Below are 20,692 nucleotides of genomic sequence, written 5' to 3' on the forward strand. Positions count from 1 at the left end.
CGCCGATGACTTTCCGCGATAGTCTAAAAGCTAAAAGCTAACCGCTAAAAGCTATTCCATAGCTTCAGCGGATGGGCTTAACAGACAAAAGGCCATCCGCTCAAATCCATTCGCTAATGACCCTCCGCAATAGTCTAAAAGCTAAAAGCTAACCGCTAAAAGCTATTCCCATGTATACCTTGTTTGATACTCTGGCGCTCACCGGGCAGCATGAAATTAAGACATGGCAGCAGCAAGGCCAAAGTTGGGCTTCGTATAGTCATTATCGTGAACAGGCCACTCATGAGCTATACATACCGCATACGGTATTGAATCTGATTGTAGCAGGAGAGAAAAGAATGTATGATGGCAAACAGGTGCATGTACTGCATGCCGGCGATGCCTTGCTGATTCCGGCCGGGACGTTGCTTTGTTCTGAAATATTGCCTCCCCGGCAACAGTACAGCAGCATTAACCTGGTGATACCGGATGAGGTAATACTGGCAGAACTGACAAATAAAAGAAGGCGCCGGGAGGCTTATACCAAAGCGCTCACTACCTTACCGGCAGATCCGCAGTGGCATTACTTTACACAATCGTTATTACCCCATTTTTCAGCGGAGCATCCGGCTCCTGACCATTACGAAATTATTTCCCGGGCCTTATACCTGATCAATAAAAATGAATCGATAAGCGCTATGCTGGCCAAAGCGGTGAAATACCCGTTGCCGGAGGTGATGGAAAAGTTATGTACAGCGTTGCCGGAAGTGAGGCTGATGGAGGAAATGGCGGCTATGGGACATATGAGTACAGCTACTTTGAAACGTCGTTTCCGGGAAATATATCATTGCGCTCCTATGGGATGGATATGGGAAAAGCGGTTACAGATGGCGGGGTTTCTGTTACGGACCACGCAGCAGCCGATTCCTGAAATAGCCTATAGTACTGGTTTTGAGGATATCACTCACTTTTACCGGCAGTTCCGGCATAGCTTTAAGATAACGCCACTACAATGGCGCAATATGGAAAATGATCTTTTCAGCAAATAGTCCGATGGGCTAAAGCGCTACATTGCAGGAAAAAACAGTCATGCAAAATCTGACCAACTTTGGCGAAGCCTGGCTCCGGGCATGGAATTCACACGACCTGGAAGAAATTTTATCGCACTATGATGCGGACATCCTTTTTTATTCTCCTCTTATCAAAAAGATTAACAATGATCCTTCAGGTTGTATCAGGGGAAAGGAAAACTTACGTGCTTACTTCAGTAAGGGGTTGGCAGCTTATCCCAACTTACATTTTGAGTTGTATCATATCCTGGAAGGAGTCAATTCAGTGGTGCTTTATTATAAGAGCGTGAATGATATGCTTAGTGCGGAGCTGATGGTGTTAAATGAAAAGGGGCTGGTATGTGAAGTGAGGGCGCATTATAAGTAAGAATTACGAGGTATGAATTACGAATTACGGGCTTCCAATTCGTAGTTCGTAATTCTAAAATCTTCTCCTTGGGCCTCCGCCCTGCCCCATTCTGTTCATTCGTTGTCTGTTCACATGATTGATCATGATGGTCCGGAACTCTCTTTCCGTTTTGAAAACCATACCTGCTTTCCGGCCGGGCAATACCCGTTGAAACTCTGTATTGTAGCGGGATCGGATGTCCAGCATTCTTTTTTCGTAGGTGAGTTCCTTATCCATATTTCTGCGGGCAGCATCATCGGCGTTGTCGGAGGATAATTTTTCCTGGTCTCTTTTCTGATGACGTTCCGCAATAAGTTGTTCTACTTCGCGGGTATAGTTATTATATACAGGTAAGAATTTTTGTGCTTCTTCCGTGGTGAGATCGAGTTTTTTGGATAGGTATTCTATCTGAATAGCTCTTATTTTTTCAGCAGCATCTTCGGATGGGGGCTGTTGTGCGCTACTGACACCCATGGTGGACAGTAGCACTAACATTGCAATCCATATAAAGCTAAAACGTTTCATCATTTCTTTTCAGGTAACACTTCCTTTGATAAATCTGTTTGTTGCAGGTATTTTTCGATGGCTTCCAGCGGAACGGCTTCGTTTAGCTGGTTTTGCACCGGGGTTGATTCCACAGAAACGGAGGATGCAAAAATAGCATCATTATCAAAGGGATCGGTGTGGGTTTGCAGGTATTCAACGATATCTTGGTCGTTAAGGTCTTCCAGTTGTTTTTCTATTATTTTACCATGGGTATTATCCTCGGATATCATAAACAGGATGGCGCTGCTACCCATTAAAGCGGTTAAGCAGGCGGCTACTGTCCATTTTATCCAGGTACTGGCCTTGTTCCGGTGTACAACCCGCAGTGGGGTGGCTGGCAGCAGGTGATTGACCTGCAGGGATTCAAAATAGCCTTCGGGCACCGTAAAAGGGATCTGCCTTGGTATCGCAGCCAGGAAAGGAGAAAGGGATGCCAGTTCTGATGACACAGAGCTGGTCTCTTCGGCTTTGATGCGTTGCATGATGGACTGTGGCAGCCCATCAAAATAACCGGCAGGAATGGTTGGGTTTTGTTGAACAGCAGGCGTGCCGGAACGTAAGTTTTCCAGTTGAATTTGCAGCATGATAGCAGCAGGCAGTTGTTCAAAATAGCCTGCCGGCACCGTAAAAGGTGCTTCAGCGGGCCAGTTGACATCTGGTGCTATCTGCATTAATTCGTTCGCTATGTAGGTCTGCTTGTTCATATACTGTTTTTTAGACAGTGAAGGGATTTAATAGTTTAATGCCATTTTAATCTTTTGGTAAATTTCTTTAAAAATTGCTTAAAATAAATATTTGTAAAATTATATGTCAGCTCCTTTCCGTATGTATTCTTCGATCTTTTTTACGGCATGGTGATAAGAAGCTTTCAGGGCGCCTTCGGACGTTTCCAGCACTTTACTCATTTCTTCGTAAGGCATTTCGTCATAATAGCGCAGGTTAAATACAATCCTTTGTTTATCGGGTAAACTGAGTATGGCTCTCTGTAGCTTCCATTCCAGTTTATTCGGGTCAAACTGGGGATCTGCCCTGAGTTTATTGCTTAAACCGCTTTCGACTTCCGACAGGGAAATAGATGTTTTACGTTTTTGTTGTTCCAGGAAAGTCAGACTTTCATTGGTGGCTATTTTATATAGCCAGGTATATAATTGTGCATCCTCCCGGAAGTTTTCCAGGTTTTTCCACACTTTTATGAATACATTTTGCAGCACGTCATTGGCATCATCGTGATCCATTACCATTCTGCGAATGTGCCAGTAAAGCCTTTCCTGATACTTCTGGATGATCAGGGTGAACCCTTTCTCCTTTGTATCAGATACGCGGTATAATGCTAATAATGTTTTATCGTCCTGTGAAACGGCCATAGGTTAAATGGTTCTTAACAGGTTATATTTAGATGAATATAAATAAAAACCCACTCATGAGACCAATACTTTCACAGAAAGTTTAATATAGAAAAAAGATTAGCGAAGACAGTAGCGGGTATCCGCTTCCATCTTCGCTAATCTTTTAATCAAATATAAAATTGCGTTATGCTTTCTTTTTTCTCGCCATTGCTTTTTCAGCAGCTGCCACGATATGATCTGCGTCCAGGCCATATTTTTTCAGCAGATCCAGTGGTTTACCACTTTCGCCGAAAGTATCGTTGGTACCTACATATTCAATAGGAACGGGGATATGGCGGGAAGCTACCTGTGCAATGCTATCACCAAGACCACCGAGCACGTTATGCTCTTCAGCAGTTACCGCACAACCGGTTTTAGTGAGGGAGGCAATAACAGCTGCTTCGTCCAGTGGCTTAATAGTGTGGATGTTGATGATTTCAACGCTGTATCCTTTTTCTTCCAGCACTTTACCTGCTTCGACAGCGATCCACACCAGGTGGCCGCAGGCGAACAGGGTAATATCTGTTCCTTCGTGCAGGATCTGCGCTTTACCTACTTCAAATTTCTGGTCTTCTGCGGTGAAATTAGGCCATTTCGGACGGCCGAAACGAAGATATACCGGACCTTCATAATCAGCGATAGCGATAGTGGCTGCTTTGGTTTGGTTGAAATCGCAAGGTACGATTACAGTCATTCCAGGCAGCATTTTCATCATGCCGATATCTTCCAGGATCTGGTGAGTAGCGCCATCTTCACCCAGGGTAAGACCTGCGTGGGAAGCACATATTTTTACATTTTTATTGGAATAGGCTACTGACTGACGGATCTGGTCATATACCCTACCGGTAGAGAAGTTGGCAAAAGTGGTAGTATAAGGGATTTTGCCGCCAATGGTTAAACCAGCTGCAATACCTATCATATTGGCTTCAGCGATACCTACCTGTACAAAACGATCAGGAAATTCTTTAATAAATGCGTTCAGTTTCATGGAACCGAGCAAGTCGGCTGTCAGTGCAACTACATTAGGGTTTTTACGACCTACTTCCAATATACCTTCACCAAACCCGCCACGGGTTTCTTTTTCATTTAGTGGTTGAATATCTTTTACCATTATGGTCTTTTTAAAATTGAAGTATAAAAGTAAACATTAAAAAGTGATGATCCTAGTTACTCAGCACTTTATTACGAAGGCTTACTTCCCATTGCCAGGCAGTGCGCATACTGTCTTCTATACCTATTTCGGGTGACCAGTGGAGCTTTTCTTTGGCTTTGTTGTTATTGGCATAAATAGAGATGACATCGCCTTCTCTACGTGGGCCGGTAGTATAATTCAGTTTAATACCGGATATTTTCTCAAATGCCTTGATGGCTTCCAATACGGTTACGCCGTTGCCGGTACCCAGGTTGAAAATCTCGCAGTTGCTTTCGTTGCGGTGTTCAATCAGGTATTGCAATGCTTTCGTGTGTGCATTGGCGATATCCATTACATGAATATAGTCGCGTACGCAGGAACCATCGCGAGTATCGTAATCGGTACCAAAAACGGTCATTTTAGGGATTTTCCCAATGGCTGTCTGGGTGATTACAGGTACCAGGTTATCCGGTTTGCCCAGTGGCAGTTCGCCTATGAGTGCGGAAGGATGGGCACCTACCGGGTTGAAATACCGGAGCAGTATAGACTGGGTATCATTTACCCGGCTATAGTCTTCAATGATCTGTTCACCAATTTGCTTAGTGCGGGCGTATGGTGACTGTGCTTCACCGAGCGGTGTTGTTTCCACTACCGGTAAGTCTTTGGTATTACCATAAACAGAGCAGGAAGAAGAGAATACCAGGTTAGGTACGTTATACTCTTTTACACATTTGAGCACATTGATAAGAGAAGTCAGGTTATTCTGAAAATACATCAGGGGCTCTGTAACAGATTCTCCCACTGCTTTCAGTGCTGCAAAATGGATCACACCAACGATATCTCTGTTTTCATGAAATACTGCGTTGGTATCTTCCAGGTTACAAAGATCTACTTTGTAATTGCGTACCTTTTTCCCGGTAATTTTTTCAATACCGTCTAATAATTGGGTGCTGCTCCTGATGTTACTGTCTACAGACACTACATCAAATCCATTATTGATCAGATCTACAATAGTATGTGCGCCGATATAGCCACACCCACCCGTAACGAGAACCTTCATGATATTTCAGATTTACTTTATTAGTTATTTCAGAATATTTTTTTGTTTGAGTACTGTTTCGAGGTATGCCCCGTAGCCGCTTTTAAGCAAAGGTTTTGCCAGTTCTTTCAATTGGTCACCATTGATAAATCCTTTACGGAAGGCAATTTCTTCGATACAGGCAATTTTTATTCCTTGTCTTTGTTCTATCACCTGTACAAACTGTGAAGCCTGCATCAGCGAGTCAAAGGTACCGGTATCCAGCCACGCTGTACCGCGGGGTAAGATAGAAACTTTTAATTTTCCACGTTGTAAATATTCTTTGTTGACGTCTGTAATTTCGTATTCACCACGCGGGCTGGGTTCCAGGTTTTTAGCAATTTCGACTACGCTGTTGTCGTAGAAATAGAGGCCTGGTACGGCATAATTTGACTTTGGCTGTTCTGGTTTTTCTTCAATGGATAATACTTTCATATCATCTCCGAATTCCACCACGCCATATCTTTCGGGGTCTGATACCTGGTAGGCGTATACGATACCGCCATCTGGATTGGCATTGTGGGCCAGTTGGGTCCCGAGGCCGGCGCCATAGAAAATATTGTCTCCCAATACGAGTGCTACGCTATCCTTACCGATAAATTCTTCTCCTATCACAAATGCCTGGGCCAGTCCGTTGGGATTTGGCTGTTCTGCATAACTGAGATTCAGCCCAAGTTGTTGCCCGTTACCAAAAAGACGTTGAAAAGCGGGCAGGTCATGTGGTGTGGAAATGATCAGGATATCCTTTATTCCCGCCAGCATCAAAGTAGACAGCGGGTAATAGATCATTGGTTTATCATACACCGGCATTATTTGTTTGCTGATAGCATACGTAATGGGGTGCAACCGGGTGCCGGAACCGCCGGCCAGGATAATTCCTTTCATTTGCAAGATCAATTTTTGATGGTCACTAACTGGTAGCTTTCTAAATCAGTAGAAAACCGCACAAAAATAGCGGCTCTGTTTCAAATAGCATGTTTTTTTTATAAAAAAAAGCTCTCCGTAAAGACCGGAGAGCTTTTCAAATATTCTAATGATCATCTGTTAAATAAAGAAATTTACGATGAAATAGGTGAAAGCAGCCAGTAATCCACTGATGGGAATAGTTAAAACCCATGCCCATAGGAGGGAAACGGTTACTCCCCAACGAACAGCAGATAATCTTTTAGTAGCACCTACCCCCATGATAGCACCGGTAATAACGTGAGTGGTACTGGCAGGAATACCCAGGTGTTCTGTGAGGAACAGGGTAATAGCACCGGACGTTTCCGCGGCAACACCTTCCAATGGTGTTACTTTGGTGATACGTGTACCCATGGTTTTTACGATTTTCCAACCACCACTCATTGTACCGAGTGCGATACAGGTAAAGCAGGCCAGTGGCACCCAGTCTGGCATTTCCTTGATACTGCCGATATAACCGGCAGATACCATGGCAGCAGAGATGATACCCATTACTTTTTGTGCATCGTTACTACCGTGTCCAAGGCTCAATGCAGCGGAAGATGCCAGCTGCAGGCGTTTGAACCAGCTCTCTGCGCGGTAGGGATTTGCCTTACGGCAGATATTTACAATGATCAGGGTAATAATAAAAGCCACGACCATACCTATCAGCGGTGCCAGTACGATGAAATATACGGTAGGTAATACTTTATGAAAATTGATTACATCAATATTGCCATGGGAGGCAGTTACTGCTGCACCAATGAAACCACCGATCAGTGTATGGGAGGAGCTGGAAGGGATGCCCAGCCACCAGGTAAAGAGGTTCCAGGTAATTGCAGCCACCAGACCGCAAAGGATTACTTTCAGCGTAATGAACTGTTCAAATACGGAGCTGGCTACAGAATTGGCTACTTTGAACTCGCCGATGATATATTTGGCAATAAAAAAAGCCGCAAAGTTGAAAACTGCGGCCCAGAGTACTGCCTGAAATGGCGTCAGTACCTTGGTCGACACAATTGTGGCGATAGAATTGGCGGCATCATGGAAACCATTGATATAGTCAAAGATGAAGGCCAGTATGATAATTACTACTAATAAAGTCATGACTTAGGGAGAATTATGCGTTCAGAACTGTATTTCCCTTATCAGGAGTACTTGATAATAATGGTTTCTATTACATTGGCGCAGTCTTCGCACTTGTCTGTAGCGATTTCCAGGGCCTGGTAGATTTCACGCATTTTAATCAGTTCTGCCGCATTTTGTTCGGTGTCGAACAAATCGGCGATGGCCATGTCATAAATGTCATCAGCATGGTTTTCCAGGCTGTTGATCTTTACGCAGGCATCAGTAATGATGCGCATATTCTGCATATTGCGCAGTTCGGGGATAGCTTTAGCAAGTTCCAGTACACCCAGGTGGATTAATTCAGCGAGCTTACGGATGCTGTCGTTGATGTAATGTACTTTGTAGAGGTCCATTCTTTTGGCGGAACCATGGATGTAATCAGCTACATCATCCAGTGTGGCAGCCAGGTAGTGAATGTCTTCCCGGTCAAATGGGGTAATGAAGTTTTGTCCGAGTTCTACAAATATGCGGTGGGTGTAATCGTCATTTTTGTGCTCCAGGCGCTCTATCAGATGCACTTTATCTTTCCTCACGGCCAGATCAGTAGTGGCAACCAGCTCATTGAGCACAGTGGCCATTTCTACAAGATTGGAAGCTACGTCTTCAAACAAAGAATAAAATACCCGGTCTTTCGGCATGAATAGTTTAACAAAAGAATTGAAGCCTCCCATACGTTTGAGTTTATAATTTGCCGCAAAATTAGCTTTCTCGATCTATCCCTACCAGCAAAAAACGCGAATTAATAATTCCTTAACACTGGATTAATATAAAAGTAATATAGCGATTTTTCCTTTGCATAGAAAATTATACTCATAAACAGGCTGCCTACAACCTGTACATACCGCCTATAAATGTCAGACAAACGCCCATTAGATATTGCCGTCATCTCAGATGTACATCTGGGAATTTACGGGTGCCACGCCAAAGAACTGATCCAGTACCTGGATAGTATTGAGCCGCGGATACTGGTACTGAACGGGGATATTATCGATATCTGGCAATTTAGTAAACGTTATTTCCCAAAAGCGCATACCAAGGTAATCCGGAAAATCCTGAAGATGATTGGCAAAGGAACCGAGGTGTATTACCTGACCGGGAACCATGATGAGGCACTGCGTAAATACGCCGGCTTTGAACTGGGTAACTTTACKATCGACAACAAGCTCGTGCTGGAGGTAGATGGGAAAAGGCATTGGTTTTTTCATGGCGATGTATATGACGTGACCATGAAAAATTCCAAGTGGCTGGCGAAACTGGGAGGTAAAGGGTACGATCTGTTGATTATCCTGAATCGCCTGGTGAATAATGTACTGGAAAGCTTTGGCCGGGAAAAGATGTCTTTTTCCAAAAAAGTGAAGCAGGGCGTGAAAACGGCCGTTAAGTTTATTTCCGATTTTGAACAAACAGTTGCTGAAATCGCAGCGGATAAGGATTTTGATGTAGTATGCTGTGGGCATATCCACCAGCCGCTGATCAAAGAGATGCAGGTGGGCGATAAAACGGTGACTTACCTGAATTCAGGTGATTGGGTAGAAAGTCTTACATCTCTCGAATATATAAACCAGCAATGGACCCTGTACCAGCACCCTGTTACCAAATCCAAAATTGTACTGGCGGAAGATGAGGATGATGCTGCTAACGACTGGGACGCCACCCGTATCATTACTTTCCCCGGAAGCTGATGCCTGTGTGCGGCATGCTGCCGGATTGCTGCTGCCCCGATTACTTTTACCGTAGCATCGCTAAAGTCACTGCTTAGGTGTTGTTTTCAACAGTACCTAAGCAGCGGATATTTATTACATTTATATTTTTATTATATATTTATATTTAAATATTATTTTCACAAAATCATAACAAGCGCTTAATATTAAATTAAAAGTAGACTACTAAGTTTGCCAGAGAAATAATTAAGTGTGACGATAGTGTACATTTAAAAAAGCAGAAAAACAGCTAGATGAAAGTATTGAAGTTGCATCCTTTGATGACGATCTCCCTATTGCAAATGCAGATCCAGCGTTTGCTCTTTTGCAATGTGGCAGTGTATGTGCGTAACTCGCTGGCAAATGCTTTTGATACCCTGAAAGAAGCCGGCTTTGAAGAGGAGATCCTGATAGAGTTCCCGATAGATGAAACGCTGAGCTTGCGTGAATTTGAGGAAGAAGTGGAAGAACGGTTTAATTTTTCACTGGAATTGTGCAATAAGGACAACAAACCTTTTATGAACAAGAGCCAGCACTTATTCCAGATAGCCAGCCCTGCGGCTGATAAGAAGGAAGACCGCAACTATCAACTGGATATTTCCCTGGATATGCTGATGAATAATAACCGGCAGTCGCCCCAGCAGAATATGTGGTAACTGTTTCCTGTTTTTTATAATATTCCGGCAGATGTATTTCTCCGGGTCTGTTCTTTAACCCGTATCCGTTTTCTCCTTTTCGTATGTTTGTAGCCGTTAGCCCCTGATAAATAAAATCACCAATTAACATGCTGGTAATATTCTCTTAACAATGTGGTAATGTCATGCCAATACTTTTGTCAATGGAATTAAAGAAGTATTGAAAAATTAAAGAAGTAGCAAAGTATAGGAAACCTATTTTGTAACTGTATAATTAATACAGTTTTGTTAACTGTTCGCCCATATATTCACTGCTTACGGAAACATACTTATCATATTTCTTCACCATGTCATTTTCACAAATTTTGCAATAGTTGTATTTTATACAATAGATTCATAAACTGAACCCAATACCGCCCGGGTTTCTACCCGGACGGTTTTTATTAGTTACGGGATTATTTTCCCAGTTTAGCCATGTATTTTTCCGGTGCTTTTTCGAATACGCCTTTGCAGGTAACGGAACAGAAATGCAGGGTATCTCCTTTATACACCGCCCATTCTTTATAACTGGTATCATAAGGCATCTCACATACAGGGTCTGGTAATTTGCCATTGGCATCTGCTACCGGCTTCTCTGTTGTCGCGGCAGGCGTTGCCGGCATTGCATTGTTTTCAGCAGGTTTGTTTTGTTGGGCACAGGCAAACAGGAATAATGCGCTACCGATGAAGAATATATATTTCATACTATTTTTTTACGAAGGTATTGATAAAAAAAATTACGGATTTGTAAGAAGCACCTGCTTCTTACAAATCCGTAATACTATAAGGAACTGCGTTATTACCAGATAACTACACGGTCAGCTTCGGGTAAAACCATTTTATTGCCGGGAGCACAACCCCATGCTGCCTGGAATTCAGCCAGGTGAGGTAATGGTCCGTTGATGCGGAATCTTGCCGGTGAGTGTGGATCTGTCTGGATCTGATTACGGAGGGCTGCATCGGTAATGTTACCATGCCATACCTGTGCCCAGCCCAGGAAGAAACGTTGCTGCCAGGTAAATCCATCGATAGGTTTAGGTTCGCCCTTGCCTGCAAAAGATTTCACCAGTGCATGATAAGCCAGGGTTAAGCCACCCAGATCGGCTACGTTTTCACCAATGGTCAAAGCGCCATTTATTTTGAAACCAGGTAAAGCTTCCAGTGTGCTGAAGTAATCAATGTAACGTTTGGTGAGCTTATCAAAGTTTTTACGATCAGCTTCTGTCCACCAGTTTTTAAGGTTACCTTCTGCATCGAACTGAGAACCCTGATCATCGAAACCATGGGTAAACTCGTGACCTATTACAGCAATGATACCGCCGTAGTTGATCGCATCGTCTGCATTAGGATTGTAGAAAGGAGGCTGGAGGATACCTGCAGGGAATACCACTTCGTTGTTTAAAGGATTGTAATAGGCATTTACCGTTTGAGGAGTCATACCCCATTCGCTTTTGTCTACTGGTTTACCTATTTTTTTAATATTTTCATTGTGCTCATACAGACTTGCTGCTACTACGTTTTCCAGCAGTTTTCCTTTTTCAATATTGATAGAAGAGTAATCTTTCCATTTGTCAGGATACCCGATCTTATAAGTAAAGGAAGATAATTTTTTGTGTGCCATCAGTTTGGTAGAATCACCCATCCAGGTGAGTTTGTCGATTCTTTCACCATATACTTTGCGCACATTTTCGATCATTTCAGATACTTTCTGTTTGCTGCTTTCCGGGAAGTATTTCTTGGCAAACAGTTTACCCAATGGCATTCCCATTTTACCATCTGTAGAACGGATAGCGCGTTCGGCACGGGTTTTCTGTGCTTTCTTACCTGTCATGACTGTACCAAAGAAATGGAAATTTTCTGTGTCAAAAGACGCAGGCAAATAACCAGCAAATTGGGTGAGCAACTGCCATTTGGTGTATGTTTTGAGTGTTTCTATCGGGATGGTCTTCAGCAGGCCTCCCGCTTTGGTCAGATATTCTTTGTTCTGGAGTACAATTGTATCTGTTTTAATATCCTGTTTGGCAGCGAAGTTATCCCAATCAAAATCGGGAGCCAGTTTTTTCAGGTCAGCGTAAGTGGATCTGTTGTAGGTTTTAACCGGATCGCGGAGTTCTACATTGGTGAGCTGAATGTTGGCCAGTTTGGTTTCAAATTCGAGCACTGTTTTACCAGGATTAGCTTCCGTGAAGCCAGCCAGCTTAAACATTTTGTCTACGTGCGACAAAAATTCGTTGCGTACATTTTTGGTAGCAGAATCCTGTCTTTCGTAATAGCTTTTTTCACCCAGGCTTAAACCAGCTTGTCCCTCGTACAGTACATTCATTTTACTGTCTTTCGCATCTGCATCTGCACCGAATCCGGTAAAGGTGGATACACCGATTTTTTGCAGTTCGCCGGTTACACTGGCCCAGTCTGCCAGTGATTTGATGCCATTAATTTTATCCAGGTAAGGCTGGAGGGGGGTGATGCCGCGTTGCTCAATGGTAGCGGTATCAAGAAAAGAAGAGTAATAATCTGCGATTTGTTGTTCTTCTGTACCTTTTTTCAGGTCTGTTTTGCTGGTGATGTCAGCAATAATTCCTTTGAGGCGTACTTCCTTGTTTTCTTTATCGAGGATATTGAATGCTCCCCAGCGACTTTCGGTAGATGGTATAGGATTATTCTTTTTCCAGTTTCCATTTACGTAATTATCAAAATCATCGCAGGCTTTGGCGGTGGTGTCGATATCGGCCAGGTTAAATGCCGGCACCTTCGCGGAGTCTGCTGTTTCTCCCTGGTGCGAGGAGCTGTTGGAATTGCAGGCTGCAAAAGTAACCATGGCAGCCAGCAACGGTAGTTTTACCGCATTGGTTTTGTTCATATATAAAACAGGTTTAGTATTTAAAGTTATGGAAAAGGGGTCATGTTGCGGCAAAGGTTTTTTATGAACGGCAATCTCCGCCGTGGTGGTGCAATGGATCAATTCCGATAATCTCTAAATAATTAGGTAGGTTTGTGTTACGTAAATTAAGATATAGATGGATTTCAGGTTTAAATTGTACAGAATCACAACAGCACTAGCATTGATGATATCTGGGTTTTCTGCATTTACGGGTCTTTCCATAATGCTGTACCAGGGGATTAATACTCCCTCTTTACTGGGGTTGTTGCTGTGGGGAGCCTGTTTCATTCATAGCGTTTTATCCTTATATCTGCAGCGCAGTCTGTTGATACCAGAGTTGCCCCTGAAAGAAAATACACCAGGCGGTATCCGTATCATGGGGGTGATAGAATTGTTCTTTTCCTCTTTAATAGTAGTGGCGGGACTGGCATTGATCAGTTTACCAGACAATATTATCAAGGACCTGAAGGCGATGTTACCATCTCCGGAGGAACAAAAGGCCATTACACGTCAAAGTGTACAGGTTTTAGGGGGAATTTGCCTTTTTATGGGTATTACCCTATTGTTGAACGCGATTTTGTCTTTCCGCTACCTGCGTCAATGGCAGGAAAAGCAACAGCATATCGACATCGCAGAAGAGGAGCCAGAAGCAGAATAAAAAATATCGGGTTATGGAAAAGCGGGAAATAGCCAACAGAGACGACATACAATCATTGATAGACAGTTTTTATGAGAAAGTGAAAGCCGATGAACTGATCGGTTTTATTTTTAACGATGTGGCAAAAGTTGACTGGCCGCATCATCTGCCCATTATGTATGATTTCTGGGAAAGCCTGTTGCTGGATGGCAGCAACTATGGCCGTAACGCCATGGAACCTCATTTTAAACTGAATAAGCTGGTGCCCCTGCAGCCAGAATATTTTGACCGCTGGCTGGAGTTGTTTGAAGCTGCTGTAACCACCCTTTTTACTGGAGAAAAGGCTACCCTGGCCATTACCCGTGCCAGGTCCATCAAGGAAATTATGGCGTTTAAAATGAACCAGATCAATCATCCGGGCACCGACAAAAATATCCCGCTCGTTAACCCGGGCAATCACCAATAAAACAATAAGTGTAGTATGCAACCATTAGCGGAGCGGTTAAGACCGGTAACGTTGGATGAACTGGTGGGGCAGGAACATCTTACCGGCAAGGACAGTATTTTAAGAAAAGCGATCGCGCAAGGTATGATCCCTTCGATGATTTTGTGGGGTCCTCCGGGTGTTGGTAAAACTACGATTGCCAATATCATTGCGCATACACTACAGGTACCTTTTTACACCCTCAGCGCCATTTCGGCTGGTGTAAAGGAAGTGAGGGAGGTGATTGAGATGGCAAGAAGACAGCAGCATGCCGTGTTGTTTATTGATGAAATTCACCGTTTTAATAAGTCCCAACAGGATGCCCTGTTAGGTGCCGTAGAAAAAGGTATCATCACCCTCATTGGTGCTACCACCGAAAACCCTTCCTTCGAAGTAAATGCAGCGGTATTATCACGCAGCCAGGTATATGTACTCAAGCCACTGGGCAATGATCAGTTAATGACATTGTTGCAACAGGCGATGGAGCGCGATGAATGGTTACGCAGCAAAAGCATTGAATTAAAAGAAACCACTGCCCTGTTTAATATTTCAGGGGGAGATGCCCGTAAACTGCTTAATTTGTTTGAACTGGTAGTGACCACTCTCCAGGAAGATCCGATCGTTATTACAGATAAGAAAGTGATGGATATTGCGCAGCAACGGGTAGCCATTTACGATAAAAGCGGGGAACAACATTATGATATCATTTCCGCTTTTATTAAATCTATTCGTGGCAGTGATCCGAATGCAGCATTATACTATCTCGCCAGAATGATTGATGGCGGAGAAGATGTAAAATTCATTGCACGCCGGTTAGTAATCCTGGCATCAGAAGATATCGGCAATGCCAATCCCAATGCGCAGTTGCTGGCTACCAGCTGTTTTCAGGCTGTCAACCTGATAGGTTACCCGGAATCAAGAATTATCCTCTCGCAATGCGTTACTTATCTCGCGGCTTCTGCTAAAAGCAATGCCGCTGTTACGGCCATCAGCGCAGCACAATCGATCGTAGCCAAAACCGGTGATCTGCCTGTACCAATGCATATCAGAAACGCCCCTACGAAAATGATGAAGCAGATGGGATATGGAGATGGATACGCCTACGCACACAGTTACGAGAATAATTTTGTAGTGCAGGAGTTTCTGCCGGATGCAATTAAAGGAACGAAGTTCTATGAACCAGGGAATAACCCAAGGGAAGAAGAACTGAGGAAGTATCTGAAGAATTTGTGGAAGGAGAAGTATAATTATTAGAGAATTACGAATTAGAAATTACGAATTACGGATTTGTGGGTAGATGTAAACGCCGATGTTGTCAAATACCATCTACCCACAAATCCGTAATTCGTAATTCATTCTTTTACTCCCGCTCCTTATCTAAAATTTCAAATGTTTGTTCTACCCTTTCCCCATTCTCATCTACTAACGTAATCGTATGTTTCCCAGCTGCAGGGTGTAATGCCATCTGATGAAATTCAGCAGTGGTACCAATAAAGTTGTTGTCCAGGTGCCAGAATATTTTAGCGGAGCTGTTGCGGTGTGTGGCCGTAAAGATCGTTTGACCGGGCTTTCCATCAATTTCTACGGGTACAAATATTCTCGCGCCGGGTCGTGGATAAATCAGCTCCATTGGAGCCTTGTCCTGCCCGAGTGATGCCAGGCACTCCGGTTTGTATGGAGGTAGCTGTTGATAATAATTTTTACTGCGATAATAATATTCCTGAGAAGGTGGTAATACAAACCAGGATTTATGCTGCATAAATTGAGGCGACTCACAGCTTTCTGTAACGCGCCACTGGCCGGTTCTGTCGAGGTGGATTAACTGGTGATACGGACAGATACCTGCCCGCATACCTGCTGCCGGGACATATATAGAATCTCTTTCTTCGCATAATTCACTGGCACGGAAGCTGCTTTTACGGCAGACTTCTATCTTTTTCATTTGGGCATAAGGGGTGTTGAACCATCCGCTGGTATGCAATAAGCGGAATACATCAAACAATATGGGTGCTGCGGTAGACACGCCAATCAGTCCGGGGCGCCCTTCCCCATCGGCATTACCCACCCATACACCTACCACATATTGCGGTGTAACGCCAATAGCCCATCCGTCACGAAAACCAAAGCTGGTACCTGTTTTCCAGGCAACACGCTGTGAGGAGGAGAATTGCTGCCATAGTAATTCTTCCCCTGGCCGCATCACTTCTGTCATCGCCTGAAAGGCATACCAGATAGATCCTGCATCCAACAGCCCGTCTTTGCTCAGTCCATATTTCGAAGGACGTTGAATATTCTGCCGGTAGTTAGGTGGATGAATATCATCCATATCGTATTTTCCTTTGTATTGGTCCATGTGCAGCAACGTGCGGGCCATGCTGGCATACATACCACACATTTCCCACAGCGTAGTTTCTCCTCCACCCAGGATCAATGACAGGCCGTAATGGTCTGCCGGTTTATTGAGTGTAGTAATTCCCATTTTCTGTAATAAGGAATGGAACCGTTCGTAGCGGTACTGTTGCAACATGCGCACAGCAGGTATATTCAATGACCTTGCCAGTGCACGGGATGCCGGCACTGCCCCATCGTAACCCAGATCAAAATTTTGCGGGGAGTACCCGGCAATTTGTGTGGGGATATCAGGAATCAGGGTATTAGGCAGTATCAGACCATCATTCAACATGGCGGCATACAGCACCGGTTTCAGGGTGCTGCCGGGACTCCTTCTTGCCTGTACAATATCTACGTGGCTTTCCAGCTCCGGGTCAGAAGGATTATAGATGTTACCAACATAAGCGAGGGTGTTACCGGTTTCTACATCCAGCACCAGTACGGCGGCATTGTTAATGCCATTGGCTTTGTAAGCGTTATGATATCGTTCTGCAATGGCAGTGGCGTTGTGTTGCAGGTCAGCCACCACTGTGCTTTGAATGCGGGTGGGGGCATCGGATTTTTGTTGCAGGTGCTCTTTACGGAAAAGGTCCAGTAAATGCGGCGCTTCCTGGGGCAGCGGCAAAGGCTGATCCGGTAAGGGTTCCAGTTTGGCCAGCTGGCAGGTAATGCTATCGATGGTATGCTGATGATACAATTTCGTCAGCAGTTGATTACGTTTATTCAACAACGTTACCCTGTTACGGCCCGGGTGCACGAGCGCAGGACTATTTGGAAGAACGGCCAGGGCAGCCATTTCTCCCCATGATAACAAATCTGCTTTACGACCATAATAACGCCAGGCTGCTGCCTCCAATCCTACTACGTTGCCGCCGAAAGGCGCATTGGCAGCATATAAAGCAATGATCTTCTTTTTGGATGCAGCAAACTCCAGCCGGGTGGCCAATACCCCTTCCACCAATTTTTGCCAGATGTTGCGGGGTTGATTGCGCGACAGGCGTATCACCTGCATGGTTAATGTACTGCCGCCACTCACTACTTTTTTGCCCCGTATATTTTGGTTAACAGCCCTGGCTATCGCAATAGGATCCAGGCCCCAGTGATAATAAAAACGCTTGTCTTCATAAGCAACAATACATTGCTCAAATTTTTGCGGTACATGTGCGTTGTAGGGAAAGCGCCACTGCCCATCCGGTGCTATACTGGCATTGAGCAAATCACCGTTGCTGTCTTCCAGCACATAGGAAGTGGCAGCCGTAAAAAGCTGTTTGGGTAAACAACAATAATATGCGATGAGGAGAATGCCTGCTGCTGTCAGCCACCATTTCTTTTTAAGGCACCATTGTTTGAGTGTATATAGCTTCATCGGGGAATCCGGGTAATAATTTTGTGTGTTCAAAGATAGGGTTAACTTTATAAGTGATACCCATCGGCAAAAAAGTTATTTGTCCCCATCGGAAAGGTTCAATCGTTGTAAGGATGAATCAACAAAATTTATCATCATGAAAGAGTTCATATTAATTTTCAGAAACAGCAAGGATTCCCACGACAATCCATCACCAGAACAACTACAGGAAAGGATGAACTGGTTGGGAAGCATTGCTGCCCAGAATAAGCTGGCTGACAAAGGAAACCGTTTATCTGCCAGCAGTGCTAAAACTGTGAAACCCAATGATGTGGTAACAGATGGCCCTTACACGGAAATCAAGGAATTTATCAGTGGGTACATGATTGTAAAGGCTGGGTCTATTGAAGAAGCAGTTGAATTAGCCAAAGGTAACCCGGTGTTAAAAATGGGCGGAAATGTGGAAGTACGGGCCATATTAGCACCAGGAGAAAAAAGTTAAGCGGATGGCAGAAAAGGCCGCCACATACCAGGAGCTTTTGCCTCACTTATTCAGATTGGAGTATACCAAGATGACGGCTGTATTATGCCGTCATTTTGGCCTGAAACATATCGAGATCGCTGAAGATATCGCCAGCGAAACATTTTTAAAAGCTATGGAAGCATGGGGGATACATGGTATTCCTGAAAACCCAACTGCCTGGCTTTATACGGTCGCAAAAAACAAAACCAAAGATTATCTCAAGCGGATCACTATTTTTGAAACACATATCAAAGGCGCCATTACAACAGCGGATATTGAGGCGGAACCCGATTTTGAATTTACCCCGCAAACCATTACGGATAGTCAGCTGGCAATGATTTTTGCGGTGTGCAATCCCAGCAATTCAAAAGAAGCGCAGATCTGTTTAGCCCTTCAGATTCTTTGCGGTTTTAGTGTTGAAGAAATAGCAGATGCGTTTCTCACTAAAAAAGAAACGATCAAGAAAAGGTTGCTGAGAGCAAGGGCGAATCTCCGCGATGATAATTTTCAGATAAAGGTATTGGAACCTACTACGATGGCGTCAAGACTGGATACTGTTTTGAGAACTTTATACCTGTTGTTTAATGAAGGATATTTTTCTACTTCCAGTAATCACTCCATCCGCAAAGACCTTTGTTCAGAAGCGATGCGGCTTACACTTATTTTAACAGAAAGCACATTGGTCAATACTACAGAAGCCAATGCACTACTGGCTTTGATGTGTTTTCAAAGTTCCCGTCTTGATGCAAGGGAGAATGATTCGGGAGAAGCTATTTTGTATGAGCAGCAGGATAAAAGTTTGTGGAGTAAAGAATTGATTGAGAAAGGAAATTATTACCTGGTCAATGCCTGCACCGGGAATGATATTTCAAAATACCATCTGGAGGCAGGCATTGCTTATTGGCATACTACTCCCACAGATGAACATAAATGGGAGCATATCTTACAACTATATAATCAACTTGTCCTGATAGAATACTCTCCTATGACCGCGCTGAACAGGACATTTGCTTTTGCAAAAGTTTATGGGAGCAATCAGGGGATAAAAGAGGCGGAAAAGCTGCAGCTGATGGAACATGATTATTACTATGCGCTACTGGCTTACCTATGGGCCGACACAGATACTGATAAAGCCATCAGCTATTACCATAAAGCAATCACACTCAGCAGATCTGTTACCACACAAAAAACGCTTAGAAAAGCCATTGAGGAACTCCAGGGGACGAAGCTTCCGGATGAGGATGAATGATGGGGAAATCGATATACCCGGTATCGCCTCCTTCATAAAAGATATTGACATCGGCTTCGGTTAATGGTGTATTGTGACGGAATCTTTCGACCAGGTCTGGATTCCCTATAAAAGGTTTACCGTAGGCGACAAGATCGGCCAGATCTGCTTGTAACAAGGCTTCACCGGAATCGGCTGTTTGTCCGCCTGCCACTATCAACAGATTATGGAAGCGTTGGCGTACCTCCCGGATATAAGCAGTAGATATACTTGGTAATCCATTCAGCGGTTGGCTGGACAAGTGGATGTATAATATTCCTAATTGCTGTAAGGCATCGGTGATATACTGATGTGTGGCAGCTTCTTCTACATAGGCAGGTAAATCATTGAGGACAGCGAAAGGAGATAACCTGATGCCGGTACGTTCCTTGCCGATAGCGGCTGTGACACCTTCCATGATTTCCAGCAGAAATCGGCTGCGGTTGACGATGCTACCACCGTATTCATCTGTTCTCAGGTTGGTGAGGGGATGCAGGAACTGTTCCGGAAGAAAGCCATGTGCGCCATGTATTTCCACTCCATCAAAACCGATAGCTATGGCGGCAATAGCGGCCTGGATATGTGCGTCTACCATCGCTTTTACGCCGGAAGTACTTAATACTTCCGGTTCCGGCATCGGATGATGCTCATTTCCGGGGGTGCGGATGCTTTCTTCTGCTTTCAGGGAAGAAGCACCTACCAGTGGTACGCCGCCTTCCTGGTTGAGCGGATGTCCTATCCGGCCGGTGTGTACCAGTTGCACAAATATTTTTCCGCCCCTGGCGTGTACTTCGTCTACTACTTTTTTCCATGCAGCTTTTTGCGCTGCATTATAAATGCCTGGTGCATTCAGATAGCCGAGACCGTTAGCCGCAACGGCACTGTTTTCAGCAATGATTAAACCAGCGCCTGCTCTTTGTCCGTAATATAGTGGTGCTGAAGGGCTGGGAATACCCTGGTCAGAGCGGCGTCTGCTCATAGGAGCCATCACTACCCGATTTTTAAAGGTGAATAAAGGGGTAACAAGCGGCGACAACAATTTTTCTCTCGTATTCATGATCTATTGTGATTTTCTGATGACAAAATTACATAGGGGAGTCACGACAGAACAGTGATAAAGAGAGGTTTCTTTTGTAATTTCA

The 20,692-nt window shown here is 44.1% G+C and carries 21 protein-coding genes; 9 read left to right on the forward strand and 12 right to left on the reverse strand.

Going from position 1 to position 20,692, the window contains the following annotated elements; translation table 11 throughout:
- Positions 1-170 precede the first annotated feature (170 nt).
- Together AB4Z08_RS08250 and AB4Z08_RS08255 are read left to right on the forward strand one after the other, a co-directional pair.
- Complete coding sequence (locus AB4Z08_RS08250) at positions 171-1,028, forward strand: AraC family transcriptional regulator (RefSeq protein ID WP_441573250.1); 858 nt, start codon at positions 171-173, stop codon at positions 1,026-1,028.
- Between the two features lie 40 nt (positions 1,029-1,068).
- Positions 1,069-1,416, forward strand: a complete 348-nt coding sequence (locus tag AB4Z08_RS08255; RefSeq protein ID WP_441573251.1) for a nuclear transport factor 2 family protein — start codon at positions 1,069-1,071, stop codon at positions 1,414-1,416.
- A 54-nt stretch (positions 1,417-1,470) separates the two neighbouring features.
- On the opposite strand, the gene AB4Z08_RS08260 is transcribed toward AB4Z08_RS08255, so the two are convergent.
- The 8 genes from AB4Z08_RS08260 to AB4Z08_RS08295 all read right to left on the reverse strand — a co-directional run bounded on the left by AB4Z08_RS08260 (position 1,471) and on the right by AB4Z08_RS08295 (position 8,319).
- On the reverse strand, positions 1,471-1,932 hold the full coding sequence (locus AB4Z08_RS08260; protein ID WP_441573252.1) for a hypothetical protein: 462 nt from the start codon (positions 1,930-1,932) through the stop codon (positions 1,471-1,473).
- A gap of 29 nt (positions 1,933-1,961) precedes the next feature.
- On the reverse strand, positions 1,962-2,687 hold the full coding sequence (locus AB4Z08_RS08265; RefSeq protein WP_441573253.1) for a hypothetical protein: 726 nt from the start codon (positions 2,685-2,687) through the stop codon (positions 1,962-1,964).
- 99 nt (positions 2,688-2,786) lie between these two features.
- The gene (locus tag AB4Z08_RS08270; RefSeq protein WP_441573254.1) at positions 2,787-3,347 is read right to left on the reverse strand and encodes an RNA polymerase sigma factor; all 561 of its coding nucleotides are present in this window, start codon (positions 3,345-3,347) and stop codon (positions 2,787-2,789) included.
- Between the two features lie 166 nt (positions 3,348-3,513).
- Entirely contained in the window at positions 3,514-4,479 is a 966-nt protein-coding gene (locus AB4Z08_RS08275; protein WP_441573255.1) for a transketolase family protein, read from the reverse strand.
- 52 nt (positions 4,480-4,531) lie between these two features.
- Positions 4,532-5,560: a UDP-glucose 4-epimerase GalE gene (gene galE / locus AB4Z08_RS08280; protein ID WP_441573256.1), complete on the reverse strand. Its 1,029-nt coding sequence runs from the start codon at positions 5,558-5,560 to the stop codon at positions 4,532-4,534.
- A 24-nt stretch (positions 5,561-5,584) separates the two neighbouring features.
- The gene (rfbA, locus tag AB4Z08_RS08285) at positions 5,585-6,463 is read right to left on the reverse strand and encodes a glucose-1-phosphate thymidylyltransferase RfbA (RefSeq protein ID WP_441573257.1); all 879 of its coding nucleotides are present in this window, start codon (positions 6,461-6,463) and stop codon (positions 5,585-5,587) included.
- A 159-nt stretch (positions 6,464-6,622) separates the two neighbouring features.
- Positions 6,623-7,627 carry an anion permease gene (locus AB4Z08_RS08290; protein ID WP_441573258.1) on the reverse strand — a complete coding sequence of 335 codons (1,005 nt, stop codon included), beginning with the start codon at positions 7,625-7,627 and terminating at the stop codon, positions 6,623-6,625.
- Between the two features lie 41 nt (positions 7,628-7,668).
- Positions 7,669-8,319 (reverse strand): DUF47 domain-containing protein, encoded by a 651-nt coding sequence (locus AB4Z08_RS08295; protein WP_079469694.1) that lies wholly within the window; start codon positions 8,317-8,319, stop codon positions 7,669-7,671.
- A 180-nt stretch (positions 8,320-8,499) separates the two neighbouring features.
- Between AB4Z08_RS08295 and AB4Z08_RS08300 the strand changes: the two genes are divergently transcribed.
- Together AB4Z08_RS08300 and AB4Z08_RS08305 are read left to right on the forward strand one after the other, a co-directional pair.
- Entirely contained in the window at positions 8,500-9,330 is an 831-nt protein-coding gene (locus tag AB4Z08_RS08300) for a UDP-2,3-diacylglucosamine diphosphatase (protein ID WP_441573259.1), read from the forward strand.
- Between the two features lie 272 nt (positions 9,331-9,602).
- Positions 9,603-10,004, forward strand: coding sequence for a hypothetical protein (locus tag AB4Z08_RS08305; RefSeq protein WP_441573260.1), 402 nt, complete (start codon positions 9,603-9,605; stop codon positions 10,002-10,004).
- 434 nt (positions 10,005-10,438) lie between these two features.
- On the opposite strand, the gene AB4Z08_RS08310 is transcribed toward AB4Z08_RS08305, so the two are convergent.
- Both AB4Z08_RS08310 and AB4Z08_RS08315 read right to left on the reverse strand, forming a co-directional pair.
- Complete coding sequence (locus AB4Z08_RS08310) at positions 10,439-10,726, reverse strand: YHS domain-containing protein (RefSeq protein WP_441573261.1); 288 nt, start codon at positions 10,724-10,726, stop codon at positions 10,439-10,441.
- A 95-nt stretch (positions 10,727-10,821) separates the two neighbouring features.
- The gene (locus AB4Z08_RS08315; RefSeq protein WP_441573262.1) at positions 10,822-12,882 is read right to left on the reverse strand and encodes a M13 family metallopeptidase; all 2,061 of its coding nucleotides are present in this window, start codon (positions 12,880-12,882) and stop codon (positions 10,822-10,824) included.
- Between the two features lie 205 nt (positions 12,883-13,087).
- On the opposite strand from AB4Z08_RS08315, the gene AB4Z08_RS08320 reads away from it, so the two are divergent.
- Genes AB4Z08_RS08320 through AB4Z08_RS08330 form a run of 3 tightly spaced genes read left to right on the forward strand, consistent with a single transcriptional unit; the run spans position 13,088 to position 15,278 of the window.
- Positions 13,088-13,561 (forward strand): hypothetical protein, encoded by a 474-nt coding sequence (locus AB4Z08_RS08320; RefSeq protein WP_441573263.1) that lies wholly within the window; start codon positions 13,088-13,090, stop codon positions 13,559-13,561.
- 13 nt (positions 13,562-13,574) lie between these two features.
- A complete protein-coding gene (locus tag AB4Z08_RS08325; RefSeq protein WP_441573264.1) occupies positions 13,575-14,006 on the forward strand; it encodes a group III truncated hemoglobin in 432 nt (143 codons plus the stop codon).
- Between the two features lie 15 nt (positions 14,007-14,021).
- On the forward strand, positions 14,022-15,278 hold the full coding sequence (locus AB4Z08_RS08330) for a replication-associated recombination protein A (RefSeq protein WP_441573265.1): 1,257 nt from the start codon (positions 14,022-14,024) through the stop codon (positions 15,276-15,278).
- A 106-nt stretch (positions 15,279-15,384) separates the two neighbouring features.
- Here AB4Z08_RS08330 and pbpC read toward each other — a convergent pair whose 3' ends face one another.
- Positions 15,385-17,781, reverse strand: coding sequence for a penicillin-binding protein 1C (pbpC, locus tag AB4Z08_RS08335; protein WP_441573266.1), 2,397 nt, complete (start codon positions 17,779-17,781; stop codon positions 15,385-15,387).
- Positions 17,782-17,917: 136 nt separating this feature from the next.
- Here pbpC and AB4Z08_RS08340 point away from each other — a divergent pair, with 136 nt between their 5' ends.
- Positions 17,918-18,262: a YciI family protein gene (locus AB4Z08_RS08340; protein ID WP_441573267.1), complete on the forward strand. Its 345-nt coding sequence runs from the start codon at positions 17,918-17,920 to the stop codon at positions 18,260-18,262.
- A gap of 4 nt (positions 18,263-18,266) precedes the next feature.
- Positions 18,267-19,532, forward strand: coding sequence for an RNA polymerase sigma factor (locus tag AB4Z08_RS08345; RefSeq protein ID WP_441573268.1), 1,266 nt, complete (start codon positions 18,267-18,269; stop codon positions 19,530-19,532).
- On the opposite strand, the gene AB4Z08_RS08350 is transcribed toward AB4Z08_RS08345, so the two are convergent.
- Entirely contained in the window at positions 19,477-20,607 is a 1,131-nt protein-coding gene (locus AB4Z08_RS08350) for an alkene reductase (protein WP_441573269.1), read from the reverse strand. The genes AB4Z08_RS08345 and AB4Z08_RS08350 overlap by 56 nt on opposite strands.
- Positions 20,608-20,692: the final 85 nt, after the last annotated feature.

The sequence above is a fragment of the Chitinophaga sp. RAB17 genome (genome assembly GCF_052114225.1).
Classification (GTDB): Bacteria; Bacteroidota; Bacteroidia; order Chitinophagales; family Chitinophagaceae; genus Chitinophaga.

Excerpts from the sequence above, each read along its gene's own strand:
- AB4Z08_RS08270 (WP_441573254.1), bottom strand. The coding sequence starts at position 3,347 with ATGGCCGTTTCACAGGACGATAAAACATTATTAGCATTATACCGCGTA.
- AB4Z08_RS08255 (WP_441573251.1), top strand. The coding sequence starts at position 1,069 with ATGCAAAATCTGACCAACTTTGGCGAAGCCTGGCTCCGGGCATGGAAT.
- AB4Z08_RS08295 (WP_079469694.1), bottom strand. The coding sequence starts at position 8,319 with ATGGGAGGCTTCAATTCTTTTGTTAAACTATTCATGCCGAAAGACCGG.
- AB4Z08_RS08310 (WP_441573261.1), bottom strand. The coding sequence starts at position 10,726 with ATGAAATATATATTCTTCATCGGTAGCGCATTATTCCTGTTTGCCTGT.
- pbpC (WP_441573266.1), bottom strand. The coding sequence starts at position 17,781 with ATGAAGCTATATACACTCAAACAATGGTGCCTTAAAAAGAAATGGTGG.
- AB4Z08_RS08305 (WP_441573260.1), top strand. The coding sequence starts at position 9,603 with ATGAAAGTATTGAAGTTGCATCCTTTGATGACGATCTCCCTATTGCAA.
- AB4Z08_RS08265 (WP_441573253.1), bottom strand. The coding sequence starts at position 2,687 with ATGAACAAGCAGACCTACATAGCGAACGAATTAATGCAGATAGCACCA.
- AB4Z08_RS08250 (WP_441573250.1), top strand. The coding sequence starts at position 171 with ATGTATACCTTGTTTGATACTCTGGCGCTCACCGGGCAGCATGAAATT.
- rfbA (WP_441573257.1), bottom strand. The coding sequence starts at position 6,463 with ATGAAAGGAATTATCCTGGCCGGCGGTTCCGGCACCCGGTTGCACCCC.
- AB4Z08_RS08345 (WP_441573268.1), top strand. The coding sequence starts at position 18,267 with ATGGCAGAAAAGGCCGCCACATACCAGGAGCTTTTGCCTCACTTATTC.
- AB4Z08_RS08350 (WP_441573269.1), bottom strand. The coding sequence starts at position 20,607 with ATGAATACGAGAGAAAAATTGTTGTCGCCGCTTGTTACCCCTTTATTC.
- AB4Z08_RS08325 (WP_441573264.1), top strand. The coding sequence starts at position 13,575 with ATGGAAAAGCGGGAAATAGCCAACAGAGACGACATACAATCATTGATA.
- AB4Z08_RS08330 (WP_441573265.1), top strand. The coding sequence starts at position 14,022 with ATGCAACCATTAGCGGAGCGGTTAAGACCGGTAACGTTGGATGAACTG.
- AB4Z08_RS08340 (WP_441573267.1), top strand. The coding sequence starts at position 17,918 with ATGAAAGAGTTCATATTAATTTTCAGAAACAGCAAGGATTCCCACGAC.
- AB4Z08_RS08320 (WP_441573263.1), top strand. The coding sequence starts at position 13,088 with ATGATATCTGGGTTTTCTGCATTTACGGGTCTTTCCATAATGCTGTAC.
- AB4Z08_RS08275 (WP_441573255.1), bottom strand. The coding sequence starts at position 4,479 with ATGGTAAAAGATATTCAACCACTAAATGAAAAAGAAACCCGTGGCGGG.
- AB4Z08_RS08315 (WP_441573262.1), bottom strand. The coding sequence starts at position 12,882 with ATGAACAAAACCAATGCGGTAAAACTACCGTTGCTGGCTGCCATGGTT.
- AB4Z08_RS08290 (WP_441573258.1), bottom strand. The coding sequence starts at position 7,627 with ATGACTTTATTAGTAGTAATTATCATACTGGCCTTCATCTTTGACTAT.
- galE (WP_441573256.1), bottom strand. The coding sequence starts at position 5,560 with ATGAAGGTTCTCGTTACGGGTGGGTGTGGCTATATCGGCGCACATACT.
- AB4Z08_RS08260 (WP_441573252.1), bottom strand. The coding sequence starts at position 1,932 with ATGTTAGTGCTACTGTCCACCATGGGTGTCAGTAGCGCACAACAGCCC.